This window comes from Paenibacillus sp. FSL R7-0210, from assembly GCF_038009085.1.
Taxonomy (GTDB): Bacteria; Bacillota; Bacilli; order Paenibacillales; family Paenibacillaceae; genus Paenibacillus_AQ; species Paenibacillus_AQ silagei.
On record NZ_JBBPAR010000001.1, the window covers coordinates 1,458,362 to 1,475,258 of the forward strand.

A 16,897-nucleotide genomic window follows, 5' to 3' on the forward strand; every position below is an offset into this window, starting at 1 on the left:
CACCTTACAACTAAAGTAATGAGTTGCGTCACAGAAGGGGGTACCCCTGTATGGGCAAAGCCAGGAAGCCAATCCAAATCGTGATACTATTTCTAATCGTTCTGCTTGGGGGTTATGCCATCAGCTCCTCTGTGTTCGGGGGAGACGGCAAGCCTCAAGAAGGCGGGAAAGCGCCAAATTTTGAATTGCTTGGGCTGGACGGTGCGACCCATACGCTGGAGGAATTCAGAGGGAAGTCGGTTGTACTGAACTTCTGGGGATCCTGGTGCGCACCATGCGTGAAGGAAATGCCTGCCTTGCAAGCGCAGTGGGAGAAATGGAAGGACCAGGGTGTCGTGGTCTTGGGCGTGAATGTGGGCGAGGATCAGATGACGGTGGACAATTTCGTGAAGCTCGTGGATATTGATTTTCCGGTTGTGATGGATAAGGGACGCGACGCGGTCCGCAGCTACGGGGTCTCCCCGCTGCCCACTACCTTCTTCATTAATACGAAGGGCAGGGTGGACAGCATTCATATCGGCCAGTTGGATCTGAACTCGCTTGACGAGCAAATCGGGAAGCTGGTGGGACCATGAGTAAGCATGAGCCGCTGATCAGCAACACCAAATGCGAATGCGGTCACCAGAATCCTGTAGGAACGGTTCTCTGTGAAGCCTGCGGCAAGCCGCTGGATGAGAAGGAAGAGAACGCTTCGGGGAACCTGGAGATGCGCTACGATGGGGTGGCCCGCCGTTCACAGCGGGTAAGCCCGGGAGTGATCGACAAGGTCTGGAACTTTTTTTCCTCCGTCAAAATAGCCATCTACCTGATTGTGCTGACGCTGCTGGGTGCGATGCTCGGTACGATATTTCCGCAAGAAAGCACCTTCTTAAATATTGACGCTTCAACCTATTATGAACAAACGTATGGAACAGCCGGGAATATATACTATAGACTCGGCCTTTCGCATACCTATGAATCCTGGTGGTTCGTGACCTTGCTGGTCATGATAGGAGCTTCTCTGGTCATCTGCAGCCTGGATCGCGTGCTTCCGCTCTACAAGGCACTAACCCGGCAGAAAATCCGCAAGCACCGCCAGTTCCTTACCCGTCAAAAGCTTACGCTGAATACAGAGGTGGAGGGGGAGCCGGAGGAATGGGTAGCACGGATCGTTCAGCCGCTTAAGAAGAAAGGATACCGCGTGCGGACGGAGGGCGGCGCTTTACTGGCCGAGAAACACCGTTTCAGCCGCTGGGGACCTTATGTAATACATATCGGCCTGATTATATTTTTGCTTGCTGTGCTTGCCAGGGGACTGCCGGGTCTGAATATGGATCAGCATCTTGCCTTCCCGCAGGGAGAGACAGTAAAGATACCGGACACCAGCATGTACCTGAAGAACGAGAAATTCACGGTAGAATTCTATAGTGAAGAAGAGATGCCCGAGGAATTCCGGGGCAAGAAGGTTCTCCCTAAGCTCTATGAGACGAAGGCGGTTCTATATGAATGTACGGCAGACTGCAGCGATCCCTCCAAGGAGCCTCAGCTTGCGGAAGTGGCCAGGCACGACATTCAGGTGAATTCTCCGCTAAGCTACCAAGGAATGAAAGCGTATCAGTTTGACTATGACCTTACGCCTGTGCTGCGTTCCGTGCAGCCTGATCTGGTCAATGCTTCAACCGGTGAGAGCTACGGCAAGTTCAGACTGGATATGAAGAATCCGCAGCGCAGCTTCGAGGCGGGACCGTACACGCTGGAGCTGAAGGAGAAGTATATGGATTTCGGATTGAATGAGGAAGGCCGTCCGGTCTCCACCTCCCCTTATCCGAACGCTCCGGCGTTTCTCTTCCTGATCCGTGGTCCGGATCTGCCGGCAGAGGGGCAGCAATATTTCTATTTCCCGAAGCAGGTGGACAAGGAGCGCTTCCAGCAGGAGGCCATCAACGACAAGCTTGGAGGCGGCACCCGGTTTCTGGAGCTTGAGGTCGGCAGTATGACGGATGTGGATTTCTCGGAATCCACCACCTATCTCAATATCCGTGTGGACCGGGCAATGCCGTTTGTCTGGATTGGGGCGGCTATTGTCATGCTGGGGCTGATTCTCGGCTTCTATTGGCAGCACAGACGCATCTGGCTGATCGTTGAGGGCGGACAGCTGGTGCTTGGAGGCCATACGAACAAGAACTGGTTCGGCTTCCGCCGTGAGCTCGTCTCTATTCTGGAGCAGATAGACATGACAGTCGATGACAAATCATTGGACAACGGAGGAGGCATGGCATGAGCTTGCTCGATTTCAGCAGTGACGTCTTTATAGCCGCATTTTTCTTGTACAGCGGTGCCTTCATGTTGTTCACCATTGCCATTATGGGCCGCAAATGGTCGGGCAGGAAGCCGGAGGAGCATACGGCACGGTGGGGCCGGATCGCTTTTATCACCTCCTCACTCGGGCTGCTCTGCCATCTGGCTTACTTCATTACCCGCTGGATGGGGGCCGGTCATATTCCGGTAAGTAACATGTATGAGTTCATGACTTTCCTATCGATGATGGTGATGGTGGCTTTTACGGTGATCTTCGCCATTTACCGCAAGATGATTCTTGGGGTATTCGCGGTTCCAATCTCCATTGTTGTGATGGCCTATGCAGCAGTATTTCCGCAGGAAGTGCAGCCGCTCATTCCTTCGCTCAAATCGATCTATCTGAATATTCATGTCACGCTTGCTGCCCTCGGGGAATCCTTCTTCGCGGTTGGCTTTGCCGCCGGGCTGATGTATCTGCTGCGGACAGTGAAGTTTGACAGCAAGGAACGCAGTGACCGCAAGCAGCAGCGGCTGGTCGAATTTACTCTGTTCTCGATCATTGTTATAATTGGGTTTCTTGGATCTGTATTTGCCTTCCGCGGCGCGGGCTATGAATCTGTTTTTGTCCGTTCGAACGTTACGATTGACAGCCCCGGGCAGGAAGATAGTACAATAGAGAAAGTGAGTTATAAAATGCCGCCGATTGTGGCACCGTACCATAGCGAAATTGAGAGCTTCCAGCCGTTTCTTGGGCTTCAGAAGCCTTTGTTTCAAGCACCATCCTGGATGAATGGCGTCAATGCAGGGCGCAAGTTCAACACTGTGATCTGGTCACTGCTGTCCGGACTGCTCCTGTACGGGCTTCTTCGGCTGGCCGTGCGTAAGCCGCTAGGGAAGGCTCTTCATCCGGTACTTGATGGAATTGACGAGAATGACCTGGATGAGATTACCTACAGGGCAATCGCCATCGGGTTTCCGATTTTCACACTGGGGGCTTTGATTTTTGCAATGATATGGGCCGAGGTGGCTTGGGGCAGATTTTGGGGGTGGGACCCCAAGGAAGTCTGGGCTCTCGTCACCTGGCTGTTCTACAGTGCGTATCTCCATTTGCGGCTGGCCCGCGGCTGGCAGGGACGCAAATCCGCTTGGCTCGCTGTACTCGGCTTTCTAATCGTAATGTTTACCCTGGTCGGCGTTAACCTGGTTATCGCCGGACTTCATTCATATGCGGGAACGGACTGATAAGCTCAGGCTTCTTTCGGGCATGCGTATGATCCAGGGTGACGTTCTACTGTAATTGATGAAGGGGTTGTTGTGTAAATGGCTGAGCACTTGAATAGAATTCTGGTGGTGGATGACGAAGAACGTATCCGCCGCCTGCTCAAAATGTATCTTGAAAAAGAAGGCTACGAGATTGATGAGGCGGAGGACGGGGAAATCGCCCTGCGCAAAGCAACCGCCAATGACTACGGTCTGATTCTGCTGGATGTGATGCTGCCGGGTATTGACGGGATTGAAGTGCTGACCCGGCTAAGAGGGGTGAAGTCCACACCGGTCCTGATGCTTACCGCTAAGGGTGAGGAGATTAACCGGGTGCAGGGCTTTGAGATGGGGGCAGACGATTATGTCGTCAAGCCGTTCAGTCCGCGCGAGGTGATCTACCGGGTCAAGGCGATCATGCGCCGTTCTTCCGCAACGGCATTTTTGTCCAAAGAGAGTAATTCAAGCAACAATATCGTGTTCCCGTTCCTGATTATTGAGCATGATGCACACCGCGTAAGCGCAGGGGGCCAAGAGGTAAGTCTGACGCCCAAGGAATACGAGCTGCTGCATTATCTGGCCATCTCACCGGACAAGGTGTTCTCACGTGAGGAGCTGCTGAAGGATGTATGGAATTATGAGTTCTTCGGAGATCTGCGCACCGTGGATACCCATGTCAAGCGTCTGCGTGAAAAACTGAATAAGGTATCCCCGGAATCGGCAGCGATGATTACAACGGTATGGGGAGTAGGCTATAAGCTAGAGGTGCCTAAATAAGTGAACTTCTGGAGAAGCCTTGTCGGTAAGCTGTGGATCACGATCATCTTTCTGGTTGCTGTCGTGCTCATTACACTCGGGCTGTTCCTGCTGCCTTACATCGACAGTAATTTCACCAATTCCGGGGCAATCAAGCGCTTGTTCATGTATACATGCATGATAGGGTTCTCTCTGACCACCTTCTTTGCACTGTTCCTGTTCACGAAGATCACCCAGCCGATGCAGCAGGTTATTGAGGCAGCGAATGACATCCGCCGCGGCGAGTATGGAACAAGACTGACCCTGGTCACAAGCGATGAGATCGGCCAGCTCGCCACATCGTTTAACCACATGGCGGAAGAGCTGGAAGAGAATATACGCAGTCTGAATAATGAAAAAGGGCATTTATCCAGTGTTCTGCGCAGCATGAGCGATGCGGTAATCACCTTCGATATCGAAGGCCGGATCATCCTCACCAATCCGCATGGCCAGACCCTCCTCGAAACCTGGAGTGATCTTGCCTGGGAGGAAGAAGAGGATAACGGCTTACTTCCGAAGGCCTCCGCTTCCAGTGAGGTGCCGCCGCCGCTTCGCCCGCTGTTCTTCAGCACCCTTGAGGGCGGGGGCGATCAACGCTCCAATGTCCATGTCCGGCAGGGGGTATGGTCGGTGCACATGGCACCGCTCTATTCCGAAGATCATCTGCGCGGAGCTGTTGCCGTTCTGCGGGATGTGACCGAAGAGGTACGTCTGGAGAAGATGCGGCGTGATTTCGTGGCCAATGTATCCCATGAGATCCGCACCCCGCTATCCATGATGCAGGGCTACAGTGAAGCACTACTAGACGGAATGGCTTCCTCTCCGGAGGAGAGCAGTGAGCTGGTTCAGGTCATTCATGATGAATCCTTGCGTATGGGCCGTCTGGTGAAGGATCTGCTGGACCTGGCACGCATGGAAGCAGGACATACGGATATGCTGAAGGCCAGGGTGGATGTGGGAGAATTGCTGGAGCGGGTATACCGCAAGTTCTCCGTCAGAGCCAAGGAGCGGGATATCATGCTGGAGCTTAAGAAGCCTGAACAGGAACTGCTGCTGGGGGCAGCCGATGAAGACAAGCTGGAGCAGGTGCTGACCAATCTGCTGGATAATGCCTTCCGGCACACTCCGGCGGACCGGAGAATCTCTATTCTGGCAGGCACAGTAGTGCTGGAGGGCAGGAGTCTGGTGGAGATCGCGATCAGAGACCAGGGGGCCGGCATTAACCCCGAGGATCTGCCGTTTATCTTCGAACGCTTCTACAAAGCGGATAAAGCCCGCCTGCGCGGGGAGACGGGCGGTACCGGGCTTGGTCTTGCTATTGTGAAGAATATCGTCGAATCGCATCACGGCAGCATTTATGCCTCCAGCAAGCTGGGAGAAGGCACCACATTTACCCTGCGGCTTCCTGTCGAAAAACAGTAAACCAAGACCATGCATGACAGCGCCTCTGAGAGCAGAGGTGCTTTTTGTTGAAATCACCACATTAATATTGTTCATCGTGAAACATATATTTCAAGCTAAGGCTTGCAGGAGGCTGGGCATTATGATCTTATCCTTGGACCAAGGTACTACCAGCTCACGGGCAATTCTCTTTGATACAGAGGCGGAAGTGATTTCGCAGGGGCAATATGAGATCAAGCAATCCTTTCCCCGCCCAGGCTGGGTGGAGCATGACCCGGAGCAGATCTGGGAGAGCCAGCTTGCCGCAGCCAGAGATGCCATTGCAGCAAGCTCTGTACCGGCTAATCACATCACGGCAATCGGGATTACCAACCAGCGGGAGACTGCACTTATCTGGGATAAAATTACAGGCGAACCGATCTATCCGGCAATTGTCTGGCAGGACCGGCGGACAGCAGACCAATGTGAGGAGCTGAAATCGCAGGGGATGGCCGGAGTCATTGCGGACAAGACGGGGCTTGTCATCGACGCGTATTTCTCGGCGACCAAGCTGGCATGGATTCTGGATCATGTACCGGGAGCAAGAGAGCGTACGGGCAAGGGAGAGCTCCTGGCGGGAACGATAGACACCTGGCTGATCTGGAAGCTGACCGGGGGTGCGGTACACGCTACAGACGTTACTAATGCTTCAAGAACGATGATGTATAACCTGCATGAGCGCCAGTGGGATGAAGAGCTGATGGACACGCTGCGTATTCCGCCGTCCATTCTGCCGGAGGTGAGGATGTCGGGCGGAGATTTCGGTGTCTGTGACCAGCAGTGGTTCGGTCTGGAGATTCCTATCCGGTCGGTGCTGGGGGACCAGCAGGCAGCGCTCTTTGGTCATACCTGCCTGGAGGCAGGCAGTGCCAAGAACACCTATGGGACAGGCTGCTTCATTCTCATGAATACAGGCACTGAAGCTGTGGCATCCAGTCATGGCCTATTGACCACGGTAGCCTGGGGCATGGGCGATGAGCTCTATTATGCACTGGAAGGCAGTGTCTTCGTGGCAGGAGCGGCTGTGCAGTGGCTGCAGGAGGGGCTGGGGCTAATTGTCGCGCCCGCCGACTCGGAAGAGAAGGCCAGCGAGGTGGACGAGAGTGAAGGGGTTGTGGTGGTGCCAGCCTTTACCGGCCTGGGTGCGCCTTACTGGGATATGTATGCGCGGGGCGCCATATTCGGATTGACGCGGGGTACCACCTCCGCACATCTGGTACGGGCCACACTGGAATCACTGGCCTTCCAGTCCCGTGATGTCATCGACGCAATGCAGAAGGATGCCGGCATGCCGCTCACCGGCCTGAGGGTAGACGGCGGTGCGGTGCGCAACAATCTGCTGATGCAGTTCCAGGCCGATATTCTGGGCAGCGAAGTGACACGTACAACCTACGCGGAGACTACAGCACTTGGCGCTGCGCTGCTAGCCGGACTTACCTCCGGGGTATGGACCCGTGAGCAGCTGGAGAGCTTCAATACGGCCGAGAAGGTCTTCTCGCCGCAGATGGAGCCGGAGGAGCGGGAACGCAGATACGGTGCCTGGCAGGATGCTGTGTCGCGCACGATGGGCTGGGAGAAGCATGAGGGCAAGCACGAAGGCAGACTTTAGAGCGGAGTAGAGGCATTAAGAACAGAAACGGCCCGCAGGCAGAAACTCTGCTGCGGGCCGTTTTTTACTCTGGAACAGAATGAACAGTAAGATTAGTACTCCATTACAAATGCGACATTCTGCCATCCGGCGCCCACGGTCCAGAACAGGACCTTGTCTCCGCGTTCAAGCTGCCCGGTAGTGACGGCTCTGTGAAGGGCAATGAACGGGCTGCTGGTCGAGGTATAGCCGAACTCATCGCCTATGTAGACTGCGGCCTCAGGGTTAATACCGGTTTTGCCGGAGACGGCCTGGATGTTCGGAAGAGACAGCTGTGAGAAGCAGGCAGCCTTGACCGATTCAGGGGCAATCCCGTTGTTGCTCAGCAGAGTGTTGATTGATTCGGAAGCGGCATCCACACAGATGGAATCATCGAATGGAATGAACTTCACATTGAACTCTCCTGCGGCAACACCGGTGCGTCCGAGCTTAGCCAGGCCTTCTGCCGGGAACAGAGAGTTGCCGTACACACAGGTGTCTGTCTGGTAGATAGAATCAATGAAGCCGACCGAATGCTCATCGCGCTCCAGAATGACAGCGGCAGCGGCATCACCGAAGTTCGCGTAATATACCGGATCATTTTTGTCCGCATGCGGTGCCACGTAATCGGAGCCGATGACCAGGGCGCGGCGGATTCTCGGGTTCGCCATCATCTGGCGGCTGACCTGCTCAACCGAGGCGGTCATTCCGGCACAGTTGGCATTGCTGTCAATACAGATGGTATGCGAAGCCCCGTTAATCAGGCGGTGAATCATCAATGAGTTCGTAGGAAATATATATTCAGGGGTCTGGCTTGCATAAGCGATCAGGTCAATGTCAGGGCTGGTAAGACCGGTTTTCTCCAGAACATTACTTGCGGCTTCAAAAGCCATTGTCAGGGAATTCTCATCCGGGCTGTCGATGCTGTAGCGGTTTTCACGGCCCAGAGTAGCCAGCAGTCCACGGATATCAATACCTTTGTCATCAAAATGCTGAATGAAGAAGTCATTGCCGATTCTTTTGTCTGGATGGTAGATATCAATGTCCTTAATGCGAATCCCCGCCATAGTACAGACCTCCTAAAGTTTTGTTAGCTATACTTCTCACAAATCTGCTTCTTACAAAACTCTCTTCCAGCATTAGCAGCCGGTTTAATGAATGAACATGTGCGTTTCAAGCGGCTGATTTAGGTTTAAATTGTATTTATTAAGCTTGTGCGGTTGAAGTGATCTCCAGATTCTCAAGTCCTGCTTTGCGGCCCAGGCGTGCCAGCTGCATTTTGAGGATCGGGTTATTTTCCAGGGTAAGACTCACTTTCTGGAAGCCGTCAGCCTTGAACATGATGAAGCAGCCTTCAAGCAGCGGTACAACATCAGGAGCGGTTACATTCAGCTTGCGGCAGTCGATCTCTAGTGCATATTCAGCAGGGCTGATCGGGTTAATAGTCTGCTGGTAAGCCTGTATAGATTTGAGCCCGTCCTCGTTAGAGAAGGTTCCCTCCAGCTCAATATTGATTACTTTCTTCGCAGTATCTGTCTTCAAAATAAATTGTCCCATGTTGATCTCTCCCTAAGTGAAATTTCCAATACCTCCAAAACATCATTCCTGCGACTCTATTCGACAAAACCGCAATTTGATTTGGGATATTTTGCCTTCATTATAACCAGATCATTCTGAAATACGCAACATAAAAGTCGAAATTTGTAGAATTATGAAGATTTTTCTTTGATCGCCTCCAGGGTATCCAGCAGCACATTAAAGGCCGAAATCACCCGGGGAGCACCGACGCAAGGGGTCAGATGCAGCAGCACGCCCTTGATCTGCTCGACGGTCATGCCAACGCGGAGCGCCATTACATAATGAACCCCCAGCTGTTCATATTGCCCCATCGTAATCAGAGATGAGATCACTGCGATCTCCTTCCAGTCAGAGCCAATCGTGGTCCGCTGAAAAATATCGCCATAGGCATTGCCCATGATATATTCGGCTAATTCCGGAAAATGCTCTTTGATCGGAGCCAGGGCCTTGGCCCCATAATCTCCTGAGAGATCAGTGAAATGATCGAGTCCGCTGTTCATGTTCTTGTTCACGATATGTCCTCCTGATAGTAGGTTAGAGGTGTGCGGATAGGGCTTCCTTACGTAAGATCCAGCGTGCGGTGGGCCGTAGGAGGCATTTCATCACGGTCAGTCAGCAGCTCAATGACAGCTGCCTTGTTAAGTGCCACAGCTTCGCGGATTGCGGCAGCGAACTCCTCCTGCGTCTCGCAGCGGAAGCCGGCTGCACCCAGCGATTCGGCGAATTTCACGGCATCCATCGGAACCTCGAAGATCGTACCGTCAATCCGGCCGGTCGTTTTCTCCATACCCTTAAGCGCCATATCCAGCTGCTTATTGTTCACCACAATGAAAATCACCGGAATGTCCTTGCAAACGGCTGTGTTTATTTCAGTTCCGAGCATCATAAAACAGCCGTCACCGGTAATGCAGAAGACAGTCTCTCCGGGAGAAGCCGTCTTGGCGCCGATCGCCATGCCAATTGAATTGCCCATGCAAGCAAAGTAGGCATCGAATATGAAGCTGCCGGGCCTGCGGACATTGAACCATTTCACAGCATTGAACCCGTGACTGCCGTCATCTACAAACACGCTGCTGTTGTAAGGAATCAAGTCGCTCATCGTGCTCATTACCGAAGCCAGAGAGAGCCCCGCCAGCACGGGCAACTCGTCATTGTAAGCATTGGAGATTGTGATTTCATGCTTGGTGACCGTAGAGGGGTCCAGCTTCTGAAGATACAGTGCCAGGTTGTCCCTTAAGTCCCCGCCGACAGCGATGGTGGATGAGGACAGTATTTTGCCGACAAAGGTTGGATCTACATCGAACTGGATCAGCTGCGGCGGATGATTCTCCGGCTTCAGGTTGCAGATGGTCATGTCGCTCAGGCGGGAACCCAGAACAATGAACAGGTCGCTGTTGTTCAGCAATTCATCGCCGTGCGAGGAGCCGCCAACGCCGACAGGACCGTGGTAGAGCGGGTGATCATAAGCTATTGCACCTTTGCCGCCTGGAGAGGTGACTACAGGAATGTTGAAGGTTTCGGCCAGCTGAACCAGTTCCTGATGGGCACCTGAGCGGTTGACGCCTTTACCGGCAATGATCAGCGGCCTAGCGGATTGATTAATCGCCGAGATGACCCGGTCATAGTTCTGATAACTGACTAGTCCCTCGCGTTCCGGCAGAACAATCCGGCATTCCGCGAGCCGCTCTGTCTGCACATCAAACGGAATGCAGAGATGGACCGGACCTTTTTGGTCACCGAGGGCGATGGATAGGGCATGGTTGAAAATCGTGCTGAAGTGATCGCCGCGTTCAACGAGCTTGCTGAAGAGGGTAGCCGGCCGGAACATATCCGCCAAATCAGCCAGGTAGGAAGTGGAATCCTGACATTGGGGAATGCCCAGCTCCTTGATGGACTGATGTCCGGTGATGAAGAGGACGGGAAGATTATTGGCCTTGGCATGCGCTGCTGCGGTGAGCAGATTCGTTCCCCCCGGACCGGAGGTGCCGAAGGCTACCCCGAGACTGCCGGTCTTCAGAGCATAACCGCCGGCGGCGAAGCCGGAGCTGGATTCGTGCCGGCCGGGGATGAACTCTATACCGTAGTCAACCATTTTCAAAGCGATGGGGCAAATAGACTTGCCTATGATTCCAAAAGAATGAGTGACTCCCAGATCGTGTAATGCTTCCGCCATATAATCTGCAACTGTCTTCAGAACATCCACCCCGCAAGTTGTTATTTGTATACGTCAGCAATAGAAAACCTGTACTCACCATTGGAGCACAGGTCTGTTGCACGAATCACCATAATCAAACGCGAAACCTAAGGCGTTCACAGTTTTTCAGCAACCTGGCTGTCATGATCCCACTTCAGAAATGAGACTGTAGATCCATGGCTTTGCGTCATTCCCTTTCGGTGAATTTTGCCGGTATGCGGTTATAAATGAATTTGTGGAGAATTTTCCTTTACAATATATTCCTTGCTCCGCTTTTGTCAATAACCCCTGTGAGAAGAAACTCGGAATTTGACGAATATTCAGGAGTGAAAATGGCTAAATATTTGGATTTTCAAACTTTTGAAAATGGTTGTCCCTGGAAGACTAAAGTCTTAAAATGCAAATGGCCGTTTAGGTTGATTAATGTGGGAAGTGAGCATAAAGCCTCATTACATTCCTGATTTACTGCAAAACATTAAGAATTCACTAGATATACAGCATTACAAATTTCGGTGATAGGACTTAAGTAATAGTGATGTGAGATGTTAGCTTATAGACAAGCTATGACAATAGAACGACTATAGTAAAGAAGTGCAAAGCACGGTTTTTACCCTTATGCACAATTTCAACAATTTGTGAATATTACATAACAATCTTTGTTTTGCCCAAAAAAAGAGACACCTCCCGCAGAAAATTCCGCAGGCGTGTCTCTTTGTGCTGAGGTTAAAATTTGAAAATATGAATCGTTTTTTGCAGGTTGAAGACCGCGGAGGTCATCTTCTCTGTCTCCTCAGCTACGGATTGAAGAGCATGAATCTGTTCGTTCATCGCTGCGGATACCTCTTCCGTCCCTGCGGCGGTCTCCTGGGTGATGGCTGAGATATTCTCGATCGCCCCGGAGATCTTGAGCGCGCTCTCCAGCATAAGGTCACTCTCTGCGGAAAAGGAGGCAATCTGCTCGGTTATGTATTGGACACTATGCACAATTTGAGCAAAAATGTTGGCTGTCTCCGTAATCATCTCATTCTGCACCTGGACTACCTCTTCATTGATGGCGATGTTATCGATAGCCTGCTTGATATCCGCTTCGATGCTGCGTACCAGACCGAACACCTCTTTGGTTGAAGCGGTGGATTCCTCGGCCAGCTTGCGGACCTCCTGGGCAACAACGGCGAACCCGCGGCCATGCTCGCCTGCACGGGCGGCTTCAATAGAAGCATTGAGCGACAGCAGATTGGTCTGTTCAGCAATTTCGGTAATCGTCTTGGTAATCATCGTAATGCCTCGTGCGTTATGCGATAGGGCTTCGATAGTATCCGCCACCTTCTGGGTAGCCTGGATGTTCTTGCGCATGCCTTCGGCTTGGGTATCCACCGATTGCCGTCCCTGTTCTACCAATTCCAGCGTATGTACAGACCTTTTATTCATTTCCTTGGTGGAATTCGTATAATTGGAGACTTTGATTTCGATATCCTTGATCGATTCGGTCATATCAGCGATATCCACCGAGATTTCGTTAGCACCGAGGGCCAGTTCATTGGAGGAGGAGGCCACCTGCGCCATGACAAACTTCAGGTTCTGATTCTTGTCTTCAATCCCGCGGCTGGCGTCCATAACCTGACGGGTAATCTGTGAGGCATCGGTGAGGATTTTTTTGAGCTTGTCAATCATGGTGTTGAAGGAGCGGCTGATGTCGCCCATGGAGCCATTCTCATCGGCACGGCTGGTGAAGTCGCCTTTGGCAATCGTGTGCGTCACATTGGAGATATCCTCAAATGAAGATGTAAGCGTTCTCTCAATGAAGCGCGCAAGCGGGTAAGTCAGCGCTGCCAGGACGGCGACAAGAATAATGCCGATGAACAGCCTGTCCATGAGGATTAGCGTGATTAAGACAGGGACAGCGAATAAAGCGGCAACCAGGTAACATCCGGTGACGATTTTTTGTTTCAACGGCAGCTTGTTCATCCAGTCCATAATGTAAAGTCCCCCTATAAATAATAATGTGTATTGTAATATTATAGGGGATACTAGTGCATTTGGTCTATTATTAAAAATCGTATAATGCTGCCGCTTCACGCAGAGCCGCAGCAACCGTATCCGCAAGCTCAGGCGGTGCCGTCACCTTGATACCCTGACCCAGGGACAGGATGATCCGGCACGCAGACTCCGGCGTGTTGAACTCGGCCTCGGCCCTGATCCAGCCCGGGGCCTCAGCAGGCTCCTGGTGCAACAGGGCGACGTATCGCTCCTTCTGCAGCTCCTTCATCGTTTGCTCTCTTACAAGAAGGCTGGAGGGGTACCTGGGCAAGGCAGACTTGAATGCGGCGGTGGAGGTCTCCCAGTACTCAGACAGGTGGAAATCCTCCGGCTGCTCAAAAGACTCATCTGTGACTTTGGCCTCAGTGATTCTGGAGACCCTGTAGGTCCGCAGCTCGCTGTCATGCCCCGCGACCAAGTACCAGACGCCGCGCTTGACTACCAGCCCCAGCGGTGCAACCAGCCGCTCGGCGGCGTCCTCCCCGCGCAGATAGGTGATGCTCACCTTGCGGTTCTCCCATAAGGCTCCCTGCAAAGCGGATAGGCAGGGATAGGTCTCCCCGGAGGGATGCCACCCGGCTCCGTCGATGTGAATCCGCTGGCTGAGGAAGCTGAAGGGGGTGACTGGCTGCCGGGTAGCGACGGCCTGCAGCTTGCGGGCGGCCGAGGAGAACTCCTCCTGAATGCCCAGAGCGTGCAGAATCGCCGGATCAGCGGGCACCAGCAGCGCGGCAATCTCCTTGGTGTTCATTCCGGTCAGGGAATTCCGGTAGCCTTCAGCCAGCTTCCAGCCGCCTTCCCGGCCGCGCTCCGCCAGCACGGGGATGCCGGAGAAGCTTAGTGCCTCCATATCCCGGAAGATTGTACGTTCGGATACCTCCAGCGTTTGCGCCAGCTCTTTGGAGCTGATTTTCCCGCGGCTCTGTAAGAGTTGAACGATAGTGATCAGGCGATCCGCTCTCATTCTGCAACCTCCCTTGAATGTATTATTTATATATGTCAATGGTTGTCATGTATAAGGTATATATTAGACAAGAGTACGGATTAGCGCAAATGATCATCTAATCCGGGCATGATAGATGAAAGGGAGCGGATCAAATGACAAATCTGCAAGGGAAAGTGGCATTGGTAACAGGCGGGAGCAGGGGAGCGGGCAGAGGCATTGCACTGGAGCTGGCGAAGGCTGGTGTCTATGTATACATTACGGGCAGGAATGCCGGTATGCCGCAGGAGGGACAGGCAAGAACGCTTGAAGGGGTGCTGGCTGAGATCCGCCGCTTAGGCGGGGACGGAGCCGTGATCCGCTGTGATCATACCAATGACAGCGAGACAGAGGCCGTAATCCGGCAGATTAGCGCTGAGCAGGGCAGACTGGATATTCTGGTCAATAACGTCTGGGGCGGCAATACTCTCCCTATCGAGAATGAACCGTTCTGGGAGCAGCCGGTGCAGCATTGGGATCATATGTTCACTGCGGGTGTGAGGGCGCAGCTAATGACTAATTATTATGCTGTACCCCTGATGCGCAGGGAAGGAGCGGGGGCGGGTAAATTAATCGTCCATACAACCTTCTGGGACGAGTACAAGTACACGGGGAACTTCTATTATGATCTGTCCAAAAATGCACTGGTGCGCATGGCCTACGGATTATCCCTAGAGGTGGCTGCGGATGGCATCGCGGTGATTCCCGTCTCTCCCGGCTGGATGCGGACCGAGCTGGTCCTGGACAGCTTCGGCACAGATGAGGAGCACTGGCAGGAGGAGGAGGGGCTTCAGACCACTGAATCAACCGCTTATATCGGACGGGCAGTTGCAGCGCTTGCTGCTGATCCTGAAGTGATATCCATGACTGGCACTCCCCAGAAGGTAGGGGACCTGGCACGGAAATATGGCTTTACGGACACCGATGGCCGGCAGGTGCCAGCCTACCGGATTTCATAGTATAACGCAAAAACACTCTTTGGAAGTGCGCGGCCTGGGGCCTGCACTCCCGAAGAGTGTTTTATTGTGAAGAAATAAGAATTAGAGCAGAATGATCTCCTCAGCGGTGTTGATCTCCGGCAGTCCGGCCAGCTTCACCAGGACCTCCTTCGGCACACCCTTATCAACGGTCAGTAGCATAATGGCAGCTCCGCCGATGATCGTACGGCCAACCTGCATGGATGCGATATTGACGCCGTTCTCGCCAAGCAGGGTGCCGACGAGTCCGATAATACCCGGCTTGTCATTATGCGAGATCACAACCTGATGGCCTTCCGGAGCAATATCGACCGGGAACTTGTTGACCTTAACAATCCGTTCGCCATAGCCCTGCAGCAGGGTACCGGCGACCAGACGCTCTTCATCATGCTCAGCCTTGAGTGTTACCGTGATGAGGTTGGTGAAGCCTTTGGTTTTGGAAGCCTTGGTCACCACTACATTCACATCACGGGTCTTCGCCAGATGCATCGAGTTGACGATGTTCACATCTCCGGCAAAGTGGCGGGTGAGCACACCTTTGACGACATAGCGGGTAAGCGGCTGGGTATCCACATCCGAGAGATCACCGGCATATTCCACATGGATCTCGCGGATCGCTCCGTCCGTAATCTGCGTAGCGAAGCTGCCCAGCTTCTCGCCGAGGGTGAAGTACGGCTGCAGCTTGTTCATCACGCTAGGTGCAACCGGCGGAATGTTCACCGCGTTGATGAACGGTTCGTTGCGCAGGATATGAAGGACCTGCTCGGATACATCGATGGCTACGTTCTCCTGGGCTTCAATCGTCGAAGCGCCCAGATGCGGAGTCACGATAATCTTCGGATGTGTAAGGAACGGGTGGTCTGCTTCAGGCGGCTCCTTCTCGAAGACGTCGAACGCAGCACCGGCTACAATACCGCTGTCAATCGCTTCTACCAGCGCCATTTCATCGATGACACCGCCGCGGGCACAGTTGATGATGCGCATGCCTTTTTTCATCACTTCGAATTGCGGACGGGAGATCATGTGGCGGGTCTCCGGGGTGAGCGGTGTGTGAACGGTGATGAAGTCTGCACCGCGCACAATGTCGTCTACCGAAGCCAGCTTCACTTCCATTTTCTCTGCACGGTCAGCTGTCAGGAACGGGTCATAGGCCAGGATGCTCATGCCGAAGGCTTTGGCGCGCTTGGCCACCTCGCTGCCGATCCGGCCCATGCCGAGTACGCCCAGTGTCTTGCCGCGCAGCTCTACGCCGAGGAAGGTTTTTCTGTCCCATACGCCGGAAATCGTCTTCGCGTAGGCTTGAGGAATATGACGGGCCAAGGCCATCATCATGGCAAAAGCATGTTCACAGGTCGTAATGGTATTGCCGTCCGGAGCATTGATAACGACTACACCGCGCTGCGTGGCGGACTCCAGCTTGATGTTGTCCACGCCGACTCCGGCCCGGCCGATAACCTTGAGATTAGTACCGGCGGCGATAATTTTGTCCGTCACGGTAGTCTGGCTGCGAACGAGTAAGCCGTCATATTCGCCAATGATTGCAACTAGCTCATCTTCACTTAGTCCTGTTTTCTTGTCTACAGTCACATCGCTTGCGTCCATCAATTGCTGAATGCCCAAATCGCTGATCGGATCCGATACTAATACTTTAAACATGGTCTCTTGTCCTCCTTCAAATGGGAAAGCTATTGTATATGCCAAGGATCACCGGGTAAGGCAATCCGCAGTAC

Annotated in this window: 14 protein-coding genes and 1 riboswitch; of the genes, 7 read left to right on the forward strand and 7 right to left on the reverse strand. The window is 53.1% G+C overall.

The features are described from left to right. The first annotated feature begins 50 nt into the window (after nucleotides 1–50). The 6 genes from resA (at nucleotide 51) to glpK (ending at nucleotide 7,381) form a co-directional block, all read left to right on the forward strand. Nucleotides 51–575, forward strand: a complete 525-nt coding sequence (resA, locus tag MKY64_RS06175; RefSeq protein WP_076079154.1) for a thiol-disulfide oxidoreductase ResA — start codon at nucleotides 51–53, stop codon at nucleotides 573–575. Beyond that, complete coding sequence (gene resB / locus MKY64_RS06180) at nucleotides 572–2,260, forward strand: cytochrome c biogenesis protein ResB (protein WP_340951620.1); 1,689 nt, start codon at nucleotides 572–574, stop codon at nucleotides 2,258–2,260. Before resA ends, resB begins: the two co-directional genes overlap by 4 nt. After that, entirely contained in the window at nucleotides 2,257–3,519 is a 1,263-nt protein-coding gene (gene ccsA / locus MKY64_RS06185) for a cytochrome c biogenesis protein CcsA (RefSeq protein WP_209870053.1), read from the forward strand. The genes resB and ccsA overlap by 4 nt, the downstream gene beginning before the upstream one ends. Nucleotides 3,520–3,597: 78 nt before the next feature. Further along, nucleotides 3,598–4,314, forward strand: coding sequence for a response regulator transcription factor (locus tag MKY64_RS06190; RefSeq protein ID WP_036727360.1), 717 nt, complete (start codon nucleotides 3,598–3,600; stop codon nucleotides 4,312–4,314). Beyond that, nucleotides 4,315–5,754, forward strand: coding sequence for a HAMP domain-containing sensor histidine kinase (locus MKY64_RS06195; protein WP_340951621.1), 1,440 nt, complete (start codon nucleotides 4,315–4,317; stop codon nucleotides 5,752–5,754). It abuts the gene before it with no gap. A gap of 121 nt (nucleotides 5,755–5,875) precedes the next feature. Beyond that, nucleotides 5,876–7,381 carry a glycerol kinase GlpK gene (glpK, locus tag MKY64_RS06200; protein WP_340951624.1) on the forward strand — a complete coding sequence of 502 codons (1,506 nt, stop codon included), beginning with the start codon at nucleotides 5,876–5,878 and terminating at the stop codon, nucleotides 7,379–7,381. Nucleotides 7,382–7,473: 92 nt separating this feature from the next. Here glpK and MKY64_RS06205 read toward each other — a convergent pair whose 3' ends face one another. The 6 genes from MKY64_RS06205 to MKY64_RS06230 all read right to left on the reverse strand — a co-directional run bounded on the left by MKY64_RS06205 (nucleotide 7,474) and on the right by MKY64_RS06230 (nucleotide 14,172). After that, complete coding sequence (locus tag MKY64_RS06205) at nucleotides 7,474–8,466, reverse strand: 3-oxoacyl-[acyl-carrier-protein] synthase III C-terminal domain-containing protein (RefSeq protein ID WP_340951625.1); 993 nt, start codon at nucleotides 8,464–8,466, stop codon at nucleotides 7,474–7,476. 139 nt (nucleotides 8,467–8,605) lie between these two features. Beyond that, a complete protein-coding gene (locus tag MKY64_RS06210; protein WP_340951626.1) occupies nucleotides 8,606–8,956 on the reverse strand; it encodes a hypothetical protein in 351 nt (116 codons plus the stop codon). A gap of 152 nt (nucleotides 8,957–9,108) precedes the next feature. Continuing rightward, nucleotides 9,109–9,489 carry a carboxymuconolactone decarboxylase family protein gene (locus MKY64_RS06215; RefSeq protein WP_340951627.1) on the reverse strand — a complete coding sequence of 127 codons (381 nt, stop codon included), beginning with the start codon at nucleotides 9,487–9,489 and terminating at the stop codon, nucleotides 9,109–9,111. A 47-nt stretch (nucleotides 9,490–9,536) separates the two neighbouring features. Continuing rightward, nucleotides 9,537–11,150, reverse strand: a complete 1,614-nt coding sequence (locus tag MKY64_RS06220; protein WP_235191948.1) for a thiamine pyrophosphate-binding protein — start codon at nucleotides 11,148–11,150, stop codon at nucleotides 9,537–9,539. Nucleotides 11,151–11,296: 146 nt separating this feature from the next. Continuing rightward, nucleotides 11,297–11,393: riboswitch (cyclic di-GMP riboswitch) on the reverse strand. Nucleotides 11,394–11,894: 501 nt separating this feature from the next. Further along, entirely contained in the window at nucleotides 11,895–13,145 is a 1,251-nt protein-coding gene (locus MKY64_RS06225; RefSeq protein ID WP_340951629.1) for a methyl-accepting chemotaxis protein, read from the reverse strand. Nucleotides 13,146–13,218: 73 nt separating this feature from the next. Further along, nucleotides 13,219–14,172, reverse strand: coding sequence for a helix-turn-helix transcriptional regulator (locus MKY64_RS06230; protein ID WP_340951632.1), 954 nt, complete (start codon nucleotides 14,170–14,172; stop codon nucleotides 13,219–13,221). Between the two features lie 134 nt (nucleotides 14,173–14,306). Here MKY64_RS06230 and MKY64_RS06235 point away from each other — a divergent pair, with 134 nt between their 5' ends. Then, a complete protein-coding gene (locus tag MKY64_RS06235) occupies nucleotides 14,307–15,149 on the forward strand; it encodes an SDR family NAD(P)-dependent oxidoreductase (protein ID WP_340951635.1) in 843 nt (280 codons plus the stop codon). A gap of 81 nt (nucleotides 15,150–15,230) precedes the next feature. Here MKY64_RS06235 and serA read toward each other — a convergent pair whose 3' ends face one another. After that, nucleotides 15,231–16,823 (reverse strand): phosphoglycerate dehydrogenase, encoded by a 1,593-nt coding sequence (gene serA / locus MKY64_RS06240; RefSeq protein ID WP_036727344.1) that lies wholly within the window; start codon nucleotides 16,821–16,823, stop codon nucleotides 15,231–15,233. Between the last annotated feature and the right edge of the window lie 74 nt (nucleotides 16,824–16,897).

Excerpts from the sequence above, each read along its gene's own strand:
- resA (WP_076079154.1), top strand. The coding sequence starts at position 51 with ATGGGCAAAGCCAGGAAGCCAATCCAAATCGTGATACTATTTCTAATC.
- resB (WP_340951620.1), top strand. The coding sequence starts at position 572 with ATGAGTAAGCATGAGCCGCTGATCAGCAACACCAAATGCGAATGCGGT.
- ccsA (WP_209870053.1), top strand. The coding sequence starts at position 2,257 with ATGAGCTTGCTCGATTTCAGCAGTGACGTCTTTATAGCCGCATTTTTC.
- MKY64_RS06190 (WP_036727360.1), top strand. The coding sequence starts at position 3,598 with ATGGCTGAGCACTTGAATAGAATTCTGGTGGTGGATGACGAAGAACGT.
- glpK (WP_340951624.1), top strand. The coding sequence starts at position 5,876 with ATGATCTTATCCTTGGACCAAGGTACTACCAGCTCACGGGCAATTCTC.
- MKY64_RS06205 (WP_340951625.1), bottom strand. The coding sequence starts at position 8,466 with ATGGCGGGGATTCGCATTAAGGACATTGATATCTACCATCCAGACAAA.
- MKY64_RS06210 (WP_340951626.1), bottom strand. The coding sequence starts at position 8,956 with ATGGGACAATTTATTTTGAAGACAGATACTGCGAAGAAAGTAATCAAT.
- MKY64_RS06220 (WP_235191948.1), bottom strand. The coding sequence starts at position 11,150 with ATGGCGGAAGCATTACACGATCTGGGAGTCACTCATTCTTTTGGAATC.
- MKY64_RS06225 (WP_340951629.1), bottom strand. The coding sequence starts at position 13,145 with ATGGACTGGATGAACAAGCTGCCGTTGAAACAAAAAATCGTCACCGGA.
- MKY64_RS06230 (WP_340951632.1), bottom strand. The coding sequence starts at position 14,172 with ATGAGAGCGGATCGCCTGATCACTATCGTTCAACTCTTACAGAGCCGC.
- MKY64_RS06235 (WP_340951635.1), top strand. The coding sequence starts at position 14,307 with ATGACAAATCTGCAAGGGAAAGTGGCATTGGTAACAGGCGGGAGCAGG.
- serA (WP_036727344.1), bottom strand. The coding sequence starts at position 16,823 with ATGTTTAAAGTATTAGTATCGGATCCGATCAGCGATTTGGGCATTCAG.